Raw genomic sequence first — 13,849 nt, forward strand, 5'->3', positions numbered from 1 at the left:
CCAATGAATAACTTTACCAGTAAAAAATTCTTTCTGGTCAGTGCCCTGTTGTTTTCTTTAATCGGCCTTTCACAGGAATTTACATCATTTACGCGAACCTATCCCTCAGGGGATAGCTTTAGGTATCAGAACAACCTTAGAGGAGATCTTACCTTTATTGGCAACAACATTATAAACCGTGCCGAAGACCCGTCCATTGGTCCAAACACGCCCTATAACAACCAAAACGTAAGGGTGCCCCGTTGGCAGCGACCCCCAGACTATTACAATACAGAAACTGGCGGATACTGGAACTATAACGACTATAAAGACATGCGTTATATCGATGTCGATAACGACGCTTCCACATTTAGTTCAAGCACCTCTACCTTTACCTTTACCGACCCAAGTTGCAGCCTGATACGATATGCAGGCCTCTATTGGTCGGCCACCTACCCAAGTGCAACCGCTAACGGATCCACTACGCAAGCCAACACCATTCCCGTTGGCCAAGGAAGACAGACCGACAATAACCAGGTAAAGTTTAAGGTGCCCGGTGGCAGCTACGTAGATATCACCGGAGAGTTGCTATATGATGGTTTTTTCAGCGCCGACCCTGCTATGCGGGCCAACAGCCCTTATGCGTTCTACGCCGATGTTACAGACTTGATTACGCCTCTGGCGGATCCACAGGGAGACTATACCGTGGCCAATATTAGGGCGACTCAAGGCGCCCTGACCGGGCAAGGTGGTTCGGCTGGTGGCTGGACCCTGGTCATCGTTTATGAAAACCCGACCATGGTCGGTCGATTGATAACCACTTATGACGGTTTTGCATGGGTTCGCGGCACCAATGTGGTGCCTATCAACTACTCGAACTTTATCACTATACCTTCTGGCCCGGTAAATGCCGACATCGGGGCCGCAACCCTGGAAGGCGATTTTTCAATCAACGGAGACTTTATGCGTATTCGTGCGGCTTCCAATGCAAGTTTTACCACTGTTCAGGAGCAATCAGGGGGGCTCGATAGCAATAACTTCTTCAACAGTGATATTACACTGGACGGGGTAATAACGACAAACAGAAATCCCAACAGTACCAATACGTTGGGCTATGATACCGATATGTTCCAAATGTCCAATCCGGGCAACTCGGTTATCCCGAACGATGAGACCGCCGCTACTTTCGAATTTCGCACCAACGGAGATCAATACTATCCGTTTTTCAACTCGTTCAATATCGAGATTATCGAGCCCAATATCGTGCTCGAAAAAAGAGTAGAGGACATCGGCGGAAACGACATTACGGGGCAAGGAGTAAACCTAGGACAAAATCTAGATTATGTATTGTCTTTTCAAAACATAGGTAATGATGATGCCACAGGTATCGATCCCAGCAATCCAGACTATCAACCGGGCGATAGTCCGATGTACACCATTCGCGATGTTTTGCCGATAAACGTCACCTTGGATGAATCAAGTATTGTGGCTCCTGCCGGAGTTACCCATTCCTTTGATCCGGCAACAAGAACGGTAACATTCTTTATACCGGACAATTATGTCAACGCACAAGACCCCATCTATTCCATTAGGATGCGTGTTCGGGTCGCCGAAAACTGCTTTGATTTTATAGACGCTTGCTCTGATTTAATTCAAAACCTGGCTTACTCGACCTATGCAGGGGTTGAGAACAATAACAAAATTAGCGACGACCCCAGTGTAACCGATTTTAATGCTTGTGGTTTTGTAGTGCCGGGGGCGACCAATTTCCTTTTGGACGACCTCTCCGATTGTAATTTCAGACGTACCGTCGAACTTTGCGGAAGCGATGTCGTCTTAGATGCCGGCGATAATTTTGATGCCTACGTATGGAAGCGCGATGATAATAACAACGGCATTTTTGATGCGTCAGATACCACAATAACGGATGGCGACCCCGATAACGACCCCAGTACCATGACGGTCAATCAGGTCGGCACCTATATCGTTGATAAAATCGTGGCAGACCCTTGTAAGGGCTTTAAGGAAATCATCGATGTCGTGGCCTATGGGTCCGGCACGATAACCAATCCGATTATAGATTACTACAATACTGTAAACAGTGATGCCGACCCCACGAATGATTTGGCGGGCGAAATCGTACAGTGTAGTATTGACAATGATTTTTTACCCAAGCTATTCCTTTGTGGTCTAAATGATAGTAGACTCTTACAGGTCAATATTCTAGATGCCCAAAGCATCACGTGGGAAAAGCTTGATGAGTCGAGTTGCGCACCCACGGGCGACGATTGTGCCAACAAGAATTTGACATGTACGTGGGGTTCGGTGGGAACAGGAAACAATTTTAATGTTGACAGCCCAGGAAAATATCGATTGTCGGTAACCTATCAAAATGGGTGCAACAACCGATTCTATTTCAACGTATTTCAGAACACGCTTGACATTCAATACAACAAAAAGGACATTGTTTGTACAACCCCTGGAAATATTACGGTTACAAACCTAGGAAGCGGTTATGCCTACAGGTTGGTCGATGCCGATACGGGCACCGTAATTCTGCCCTTTGGCCCTACCAAAAGCTTTGATTTTGCAGCAGGCGAAAACGGTGATTACAGGGTAGAAGTGGTTCAATTGGACAACAATGGTGACCCCATTGCTGGCTCTTGTATTTTCAGCACACCCGATATTGGCATATTGGAAAGAGACGTCACCTATGAAGTAAACGTCACCAATGCCGGATGTACGGGCATGGGTTCCATTAACCTTAGAATTAACAATGCCGATCCCGATTATGAGTATGAAATCCGTCTTGACGACGGTTCAAACGGAGGGCAAGGAACTTTGGTTGACAATGAAACCGCCCAGCCCGACAATAACTTTACATTTACCGATCTAAATCCTGGAGATTACATTGCCATTGCCCGAACGGCTGATGGTTGCGAGCATATTGAACAGGTAACCATAGTTGATGAAAATGATCTCTATCTTGAAGCTAGGGTTTCCCAACATATTACCTGTAAGGAAGGAAATATCCTCATGGATTCCGGTGGTGGAAAAACCCCGCACACTTACGCCATTTGGTCCTATGTGGATAATAACGGCATTACCGTTACTTCATACCCGTCGTTCGGCGACATTCCTGCTTCAGAGTATCAAACCAGTCAAATTTTTGATATTCTAAGTCCCGGAGACTATAGCTTTGTTGTTGTTGATAGAAACAACTGTTATGCGATTTCGAACACCGTTACCATCGAGTTCAGACCAGCCGCTGAATTTGATCCCACGTCGGTAATCGATGTACTCTGTTTTGGCGATTCGACGGGTGTCATTCAGTTCAACCTCGTAGATGATAACGGATACCAACTAACATATTACCTATTTGATGCCGCAACCTTCGACGAAAACGATTATGACTATGCCGATGCACTGGCCACAAACGCATCTGGATACTTTCCTGGTCTGCCTTCAGGAGATTACGCCATTGTAATCAACCAACGAAAGGGTAGTGCTTCATGTGATTATTTCGAGTATCATACCGTTTCGGCCCCAACAAACGCGCTTGATGCCCAGGCGGTTTTGGTTCAAGACTATACCTGTACCCAAGACGGTATTATTGAGGCGCAGAACGTAACAGGTGGTACGGCACCTTATGCCTATAGTATTGACGGTGTCAACTTCATTCCTGATACCACGCCCAATGCCCATCGATTTGAAAACTTGACCGATGGCACCTATAACATTACCGTTAGGGATGCCAACAATTGTACATTTCTTGCTGGCCCGATTACCATTGACCCAAGAAACGAACCAAGCGACTTGGTCTTTGCCGCAGCTCCCATCACCTGTGATTCACCTACGTCAGATGTTACGGTTAATGTGACCGATGGTAATGCCCCCTTTACATACGAGATTATTGCCCCAGTGGGCGACGCAACAAACAATGGCAATAATGCAACTTTTGTCGGATTGGCCCCTGGCACATATACTTTTAGGGTTACCGATGATAAGGGTTGTATATTAGTACGTGACCATACCATTGATCCAATTACGCCGATAACCGTCAACGGTCAGCTCGACAATAACATAACCTGTTTTGGGCTATCAAATGGCGCGATTACCTTCAACGTCGCCAATTTTGCGTCTACATACGATTATATTATTACGGGGCCAGCGGCTTTCTCGGGAACAACCGAAGCATCGGCATCCTTGCCATTTTCTTCCCTTGCCGCAGGAACATACACCATTACCGTTACCGATAACGATACAAATTGTACGGCCACCACGTTTGTAACTGTAGCCGCACCACCAGCAACACTTCTAATCGCAGACCTTGATGTTACCGATATAACATGTTCGACCAGCGGAACCGTTCCTGGATCCGTGGTTATTACCGCTGCTGATGGTTGGGGAGGATATGAATACGAACTGGAAGATCCGGCAGGTGGAATAGTTGGTCCTCAACCTACAAATTCATTTACCGGACTGACCGATACCACAGGAGATTATACAGTAACTGTAAGAGATGCTGGAGGATGCGAGGTTACCCAAACTTTTGCATTGACACCTGCTGTTGCTCCAGTATTGGAAGTTACGGCCAACAGCCTATGTTACGATAGCACAACAGGTCTGATATTGACCGCAAATGTTACCTCCGGGGGCGAAGCCCCTTTTCAATATCGGTTGAACGGTGGCCCCTACCAGTCCAATACAGATTTCACAGGACTCGGGCCTGGTAGCTATACGATCGAAGTAATCGACAGTAAGAATTGTTCCGATACGGCCAGTATCGATGTCTTTCCGACCTTGACGGCGTCGGCCACTTTGATTAAAGATTTGGATTGCTCCGCCACTCCAGATGCCGAAATAAGCATCAATATTTCCGGGGGAAATCCCACGTTCACCTATGAGGTTTATAGAGACGGGGCTTCCGTTCAGCCAAGTACGGCTGTTCCGAGTATTCCTTTCTCCTACTTGACCACCACGGCCGGAACATATGAATTTGTAATTACGGATAGTGAAAGTTGTACTATTACTACCAATCAAATCGTGATTACGGACAATAGTCCTCCAACGGTGCTTGAAACAGTGACAAATCCGCTTTGTAGTACCAGCGCTGATGGTGTCGTTGAATTGCAGATTTCAGGAGGGCTGCCACCATACCAAATCATTTTTGACGGAAGTGCGCCCTCGGCCCAAACGGCATATACCGGCCTTATTGCAGGCACTTATAGCTATACCGTAACGGATGCGAAGGGCTGTGTGTTCACCAATGATGTTACATTGACCGCTCCTCTGGTATTAAATCCAGGAACAATCGATATTGTTACTGATTATCGTTGTGATAATACCTCGGCAATACTTCAAGTCATAAATTATTCAGGCGGCACCCCGGGTTACATGTTCAGTATCGATGGCGTGAACTTTCAAGCCTCCGATACTTTCAATACAGGAATCACCGCGGGCTCATACACGATAACGGTACGTGATGCCAATGGTTGCGTTGAAGAGACTCCGGCTATCGTAGTTGATCCTTTAGATCCCCCGACCGATTTATCGTTCGCGCAGACTTCTCCTGTCTGCCCGGCCATTGTTGCCGACGTGACCGTAACAGTAACCGATGGCACGGCGCCCTTTACTTATGAAATTATCGCCCCATTGGGCAGCGCCGTAAACAACGGGAACAACAATGTCTTTACGGCATTGTCCCCAGGAACATATACCTTACAGGTAACTGACGCAAAAGGCTGTGTGATTCAGGAAAATTACACCGTAGCCGATATTCCCCAAGTCGAGGTAATATCGCAACTTACCAATAATGTTAGCTGTTTTGGTTATTCTGATGGCGCGTTTTCTTTTACCGTAAGTGATTTTGCGTCGACTTATAGCTATACTGTTGAGAATGGTTCAGCCGTAGTTGTACAATCACAGAACAATATCAATTTGACCACGGCCATTGCCGTTACGGGTCTAGCCGCCGACACCTATACGGTAACGGTTACAGATGATTCGACAAATTGTAGTGCAACAACGGTGACAACCATCAGTAATCCTCCAGTTGCACTCGATTTTACATTTGCCAACACTCCTGTAACCTGTACAGAGAACTCCACCATAACGGTTACTTCAACAGGCGGATGGGGAAGCTATGAATACCAATTGGAAAATACGATTGGGCCAGCTATTGTGTACCCGTATCAATCGAGCAATTTATTTGCTAATGTTCCCTCAGGAACCTATACTGTCTATGTTCGTGATTCCGGGGGGTGTGTTTTGGACAAGCCTATAACAATAGACCCTGCACAGGCACCGACCATTGCTTTGGATGCGGCTTCCGATTTTTGTTATGACAATTCAAATCAAGCGTCTTTGACCATCAATGTTACTGATGGTGTGGCCCCATATTCATACAGAATAAATGGGGGAGGGTTGACAACGGCAATTGGAAATCCGTTCACCATCTCAAACCTGATTCCCGGAAGCTATGACATTCAAGTTACCGACGCCTACGGTTGCGTATCGAACGTTCTAAGCGAGACCATCGAACCTCAATTAAGTGCTTCGGCAGTTTTGACAAAATCTTTGGACTGTTCTGTATCTCCCGATGCTATTATCGACGTTACCATTTCGAATGGGTATACTCCTTATGCAACTTATGAGGTAAGTGCCGATGGAGGAACAACTTGGTCGGCGACTACCCCTATAGCTGGAAACAGTTTCTCATATTCAACACCGGTTGCAGGCACCTATCATTTTAGAATCACGGATAATCGAAATTGTACGGTCATCACTCAAGCTATCGTTGAGCCAATCACTATGCCAGATATCACTTCCTTGGTTCAAACCACCGATATATTGTGTAATGGTGATGCTGGCGCTTCGATTCAGGTCAATCTTGACAATACGCAAGGAGTGGCCCCATTTACAATTTCCGTTGTCAACACCACGACCTCAACAAATTATGGAACCCAAACTTCCGGGCTGCCCGCTGGCACCTATGAGGTAACGGTTACCGATGCCAAATCATGTACGGACATGGAGGTCATTGTCATTTCGGAGCCCGATGCCATCGCCTACGACATCAATCTAGTGCCCATTACCTGTGATACAGCATCTGGCACGGTCCCAGGGTCTATTACGGTTGAAAATCTAGTCGGTGGTACCGCAGAATATACCTATTACCTTACTGGAAACAATGGACATTCAGACGCTTACACAACAACCGGAGGAGGAGAGGACCATACATTCGCAATACTTGAATTTGGTATTTATGAAGTCGATGTTATCGATGCCAATGGGTGTTCGCTTAGAACCACCAATATCATTGCTTCGCCTCCAGATGATCTCGATATAGACGTCTCAACAGCTACGGCCAATTGCGCCGTTGGTGGTACGGCCATTGTCACCGTTACTACGGCGATCTTAGGTACGGATTACGAATTTGGAATCTTGGACAGTTTTGGCGTGCCTTATGCATCAACTTATTATCCGCCGGATGTTGCGAATGGGCCAACCCGTACCTTTACAGGACTCACACCGGGCATCACCTATACTTTCGTGGTTCATGACAATACCACCGATTGTTATTATTTCGAAACAGCGGCTGCTCCGATCGATTCACCTTCGAACCTGACCTCAACTTTAGATGCGGTCAATAATATTACGTGTACCGGAAGCGCAGATGGAAATGTTAGTTTTACTTTCGATAATTACGATAGTGGCGCTACAAGTGTATCTTACGAAATATTCAATTCGCAGTCCAATATCTCTGCGGGGATCACTGGTTCTTCCAGTGTAAACCCTCCTGCTGTTGGAACAGGAGTAACCGTCAACAATCTAGGGCCTCTACCTTACGGGGTTTACTACATCTTGTTTACGGAAAACGGCGGGCTCTATGGAGGTTGTACGGTAGCTTCATCACAATTCACCATTACCGAATCTACAAACCTATTACAAGTTACAGCTTCGTTGGAAAAAAATGATAATTGTAACATAAACGCGGGGCAGGTATCGGCCATCGGTCAATTCGGTACAGCTCCCTATCAATATCAAATTGCATTGACCACTGACCCGGCGCCTACTGCCTCGACCTGGTCTGGTAGCACGGCCAACGTCTTTAATGTCGAGGGGGGCGATTATAGGGTCTATGTCAAAGATGCGAATAATTGCATCCAGTTCGACGATGTGACCGTTCCAACAGATCCATCCCCTGAAATAAGCGCTGTTTCCGTTGACCAATGTACGGCCGATGAAGGAGGTTTTAATGTAGATATTACACTTGACGTCGAAGGAATCGCGCCCTATGCAATAAGCGTTGATGGATCGGCTCCTCAAGCCGCGGCAGGTCTAATAAATGCAGGAGACGTTGTTACCATATCGAACTTAAGTTCTGGAGCACATACGATTGAAATCTTTGATGCCAACGGATGTGGAGAGGTCGAAAACATAACAATTTATGCTCCAATTGGTGTGATTGCCAATATTACTGCCGATGAAAATTGCGATCCCGCAAACTCAGGTGAGGTAACCGTAACGGCGAGTGGCGGTTCAGGAAACTATTCATACGAACAGATTTCACCTGCCGGGCCGACGAACGCAACTGGTATTTTCGCAGGATTAACGCACTCCGTAGCCTATACCTTCGAAGTAACGGACACTACGACGAATTGTACAGAACAGGTCACAATCACATTACCTGCGCCCGCAATTCCTACATTTACCTTGGCGGCTACCGATGTAAGTTGTTTCGGTGGAAGCGACGGAACGATAACCGTAAGCCTTGATGCAGGGAATATAGATATTCCATACCTGTACAGTCTTGACGGAGGTACCACGACCCAACCTTCGAATGTGTTTAACGGGCTGGCTCAAGGAACGTATAACGTAACCGTGATTTCCGACAAGGGGTGTGAAGACACCAAGTCTATAGACATCAACGAACCAACAGAATTGGATGTTTCGGCCTCGGCCTCTGCATTTAGTTGTGACGATGCCGCAAGTACGATTACCGTATCCATCAACAATGATACATTCGGAAATCCTTCCGGAACTGGGCCTTATGTCTATAGTTTCGATGGTGGCGCAAACTATCAGCCAAGTAATACTTATGAGGTACCTTTCGGTTCGCCAGATGTCAATGTTGTTGTCAAAGATGCAAACCTTTGTACCGATGCCGTCGTAGTTCCCATTCCGATTAGACAGGAGGTCACCGCAACAATCAACCTGGTACAGGCAATCGACTGTAGCAATGGTCAAGAAATAATCGAAATCGTTGCCTCCAATGGCTCAGGAACATATACCTATTCGGAACTGCCCGGTGGTAACCCTGTTGCAGATCCTACGAATATTGTCTTGACCCAACCCGGCACCTATTATTACGAAGTGTTGGATACGGTCACCAACTGTTCGGTCACCGTTGAGCATACTATTGCCCCGTATAATTTGATCGACGTTACGGCAACGGTAGTTACAGATGCCACTTGTAGCGATAGTTCCGATGGTGTGATTCAGGTAACCATTACAGGATATACCGGAACGTTCGACTATCAAGTATTGGACAGCACCGGTGCACCTATCGGTGGAACGCTAGATTCCGACAATGCAACTTCGGATCCATATGTCTTTAATGTCTCGACGACACTTACTGCAGGTACTTATTCCGTTCAAATTATCGAAACGGCATTCCCCGAATGTAACGATACATCGAACACAGTTACCATTGACGGGCCAGAGCCTTTGGCCTTGCAATTAATAAGCAATGTCAATGCGAATTGTAATATGTCGAACGCCATTATAACGGTTCAGGCCTCTGGTGGTACCGGACCATATACCTATGGTGCTTCAATCAGCGGTAGTGGCGTTCCGGGCAGTTTCCCATTCGACAATACCGTTGAACTTGATCCGACGACCAGTTTGAACTGGGATATATATGTACGCGATGCCAATGGGTGTATAATTGCCGCTCCTTTGGCGATTACCGTTGACACCGACACATCTCCTGACATAACCTTGGCCATTGACGATGAATGTGCCGACGAAGGAAATTTTGGTGTTACCGTTTCGTTGGATGCAGTGAATATAGGTGTCGCACCATACACCATGAGTATAGACGGTGCCGCCTTCCAAAGCATTGCAAGCTTCCCTTATACCTATTCCGGATTGAATGCGGGAGCCCATTCCATAGAGATTCGCGATGCAAACGGCTGTGGGGAAATTGAAAACATTACTATAGAACCCGAGTTGACAGCCAGTGCCATTGTCTTAACACAGCCTACATGTGCGGCTAACGATGGTGTTATAGCATTTACCACTAATGGAGGTTCCGGGTCTTATACGGCAGAGCTTTTGTATACTGATTTTACGGCAACAGGTATTGCGCCAACAGGGAACCAATTCAATGGGGTCGCCTTTGGTGACTATATCGTACGGATTACCGATAATACCCTGGGTAGCCCAAATTGTTTTGCCGATGCCCCAATATCTTTGGAAGAACCGACTCCTGTCACCTTGTTGGCAACCGACAAAACCGACGTAAGTTGTTTTGGAGCTTCCGATGGTTCGATCACCATCAATATGGAACCTGCTGCTGTTGGAGTAAATGACAATCCGCCTTATACCTTTGAAATAACGGATGGCATATCTACTTTCACGCAGGGCGATGCGCTATTTACCGGACTAACCGCAGGCGTTTGGGATATTACGGTCACGTCGAACAGGGGCTGTATAGCGACCGATCAAGTGACTATCAACGAGCCCAATGTTTTAACAGCGGCCATTACCGATGTTGTTCCTTTTGCCTGTGATATCAACAATACACAGCAATCGGCAACCATAGAAGTTACCATTACGGACGGAACGCCCGACTACTTCTATAGTGTCAATGGAAGTGCATTCTTGCCGACTGGCGGAACTATATTTACACATTCGGTTACCTCGGCCGGAAACTATGACATAGTAATCCGTGATGCAAACGGATGTACGTATGCAATCCCCACACAGGTAATAGACCCATTAAACACCTTTGTGGCCAACACAACATTGTCAGACGCAATAACTTGTGTCAATGGGCGAGAAGAAGTGTTGATAACGGTCACCGATGATGGAAATCCACATACATACACCTATGAGTTATTGCCATTGGGCAATCCAAATGGTACACAAACGGCTACTGCAGGTAATACGGCGACTTTTGAGCTGACCGAAGTGGGTACCTATACGTTTAGGATTACCGATGATGCCACCGGTTGTTATGTACAGACCACCTATGAGGTCGAACCTTATGATTTGATCGAAGTGACCGCCGTTGCAGTAGATCCTGTGGTATGTTTTAACGATGGCAATGGTTCACTAGAATTGACCATTACAGGATATACGGGCACTTTTGACTATGAAGTCTTTACACAGGCCGGAGCTAGTGTTCAAACCGGTTCCGGAAATGCAATCAGTGATCCTTTCACTACGGTTATAGGCTCTTTGGATGGGGGCAACTACTATGTAACCGTTGCCGAAACAGACCCTGCAAGCACCTTGTGCTCGGATGACACCAACATCATTACCATTATTTCACCCGACATGCCCTTGACAGAGACATCAACGCCATTGGCCGATGTTACCTGTGATAATAATATGGGCGAACTTTCAGTCGTTCCAAATGGTGGTTATTCGCCATACGACATCACTTTGACCAATACGACTACAGGTCAGGTGTATCCAACGGTGAACGATGTAAATGCCTGGGTGTTTACAGGTCTTTCGGCGGGTGATTATACCGTTGATGTTGTCGATGCCCAAGGATGCCCGATAAGCACACCTTATCCTAATTTGTTTGTAATGCCAACCCCGGTTTCAGGAAATGCCATTCCATTACAGACCGACTTGGCCTGTTATGGAGAAACAACGGCAACCGTTTCGGCGGTAAACGTAATAAATGGTAGCGGCTCATATGAATACATATTGAACTATTATGACCCTGCTGATCAAAACGATCCTTATAATACCATTGGTGCTACACTTGATTACAGTACGGGCGAACAACTAAGTCCGGACTTTAACAATCTTGGTACGGGAATCTACAGTATTACGATTACCGATGGATGGAACTGTGATTTTGAAACGAACTTGGTCGTTGTTAGAGAGCCTTTAGAGGTGACTGCATCCTTGGTTCGTACCGATCCATTGACCTGTGCCACAGGCGTAGAATTCGAATTGACCGCAACAGGCGGCAGCGGAATCTATGAGTATAGTCCTGATAATATAACTTGGTTCGCGATGACAAGCAATCCTATGCCATTGCCCGAAACGGGTACCTTGGGCGCCGGAACCCACCAATATTATGTAAGGGATGCCGCAAACGGTTGTGACGCGGTAGTTTCAAACGCCATAACCGAAGATCCCATTGATCCATTGGTGTTAACGGTCGACCAAACTGCTGCGTTCATAAACTGTAACGGTGATGCCACTGCTGTTATATACGCAAGTGCCACTGGCGGTCTGGGCAATTATATGTTCGAATTGTACGAGAATAGCGTAACCGCTGCAAATCGCATAGCCGGGCCCCAAAGTTTGGGAGAGTTCAGCGGACTTACGGCAGGAACCTATTGGGTAAACGTTACCAGTGAAGATTGTACAACAGCGCCACAGGAAGTCATTATTACAGAACCCGAACCTTTGGTGTTCGATGTAGTCGTGGAGGATGTGCTTTGTGTTGACGATGAAAACGGAAGCATTACCATTACCCCATCAGGTGGGGCCGGAGGTTACATTTATTCTATCTCGCCAAATCTGGATCAGTTTGACACGGAAAATGTCTTTGATGAACTGGCGCCTGGGGATTACGGAATCATTGCCCAAGATCAAAATGGTTGTTTTGAATATATTGAAGTAACGATTGGGGCTCCAACCCAGGTTGAGGTTAACGCAACTTCAACGCCTGAAATCTGTGCTGGAAACGAAGACGGCACAATTGCCTTGACCATCTCTGGGGGTACGGCACCTTATAGTACGGCTTTGAATTCTAATGCAGATGCAGATTACGTTCAAGATCGAGTTGATTTCACCGATTTATCCGCTGGCAGCTACGTTGTTTTTGTCAGGGATGCCAATGGATGTACTACCAATATGGTCGTTGAGGTCGACCCCGGGGTAAATCTGAATGCTACGGTAGAGCCTGTCTATGAGTGTACGGGAGATGCCCCTAGCAATTATGTCAACATAACCCTCGAAGATCCATCCGTAATAGGTGATGTATTGTATGCGCTGGATTCAACAGACGCGGCCGATATGCAGTTGAATCCTGATTTTAGGGATATTTCTCCCGGCGACCATTATATCGCGATAGCGCATAGTAATGGCTGCGTGATTACGGTTCCTTTCTCCATTGAAGGTTTTGAACCATTGACCTTGTCATTGGAACAACGAAACCTGAATGAGATTACCGCAGTTGCCACCGGAGGTCTTGAGCCTTACACGTTCTATTTTGACGATGTTGATAATGGCGCGGACAATACGTACAGGATCAGAAGAACGGACACATATACCGTAAGGGTTGTTGATGCCAATGGATGTGAAGCAATTTCTTCAATTTATATGGAATTTGTAGATATTGAAATCCCTAATTTCTTCTCGCCCAATGGCGATGCGGAAAATGACACCTGGTTGCCAAAAAATCTTGAGGCTTTCCCTGAGATACTAATAAAAATTTATGATCGTTATGGTAGGGTAGTCGATGAGATTTCTTATGCCGATCCACGTGGTTGGGATGGTAAATATCATGAAAATGAATTGCCAACTGGTGATTATTGGTACGTTATCAAAATGAACGGTGAGGAGGACAATCGCGAGTTCGTAGGACATTTTACCCTATATCGTTAAAAAC

General features: G+C 46.3%; 1 protein-coding gene. It reads left to right on the plus strand.

Going from position 1 to position 13,849, the window contains the following annotated elements; genetic code table 11:
• Window positions 1–3 precede the first annotated feature (3 nt).
• Window positions 4–13,845 (plus strand): T9SS type B sorting domain-containing protein, encoded by a 13,842-nt coding sequence (locus ACEZ3G_RS06400; protein WP_432424617.1) that lies wholly within the window; start codon window positions 4–6, stop codon window positions 13,843–13,845.
• Window positions 13,846–13,849: the final 4 nt, after the last annotated feature.

It is taken from the genome of Meishania litoralis, assembly GCF_042611095.1.
GTDB classification, from domain to species: Bacteria; Bacteroidota; Bacteroidia; order Flavobacteriales; family Flavobacteriaceae; genus Meishania; species Meishania litoralis.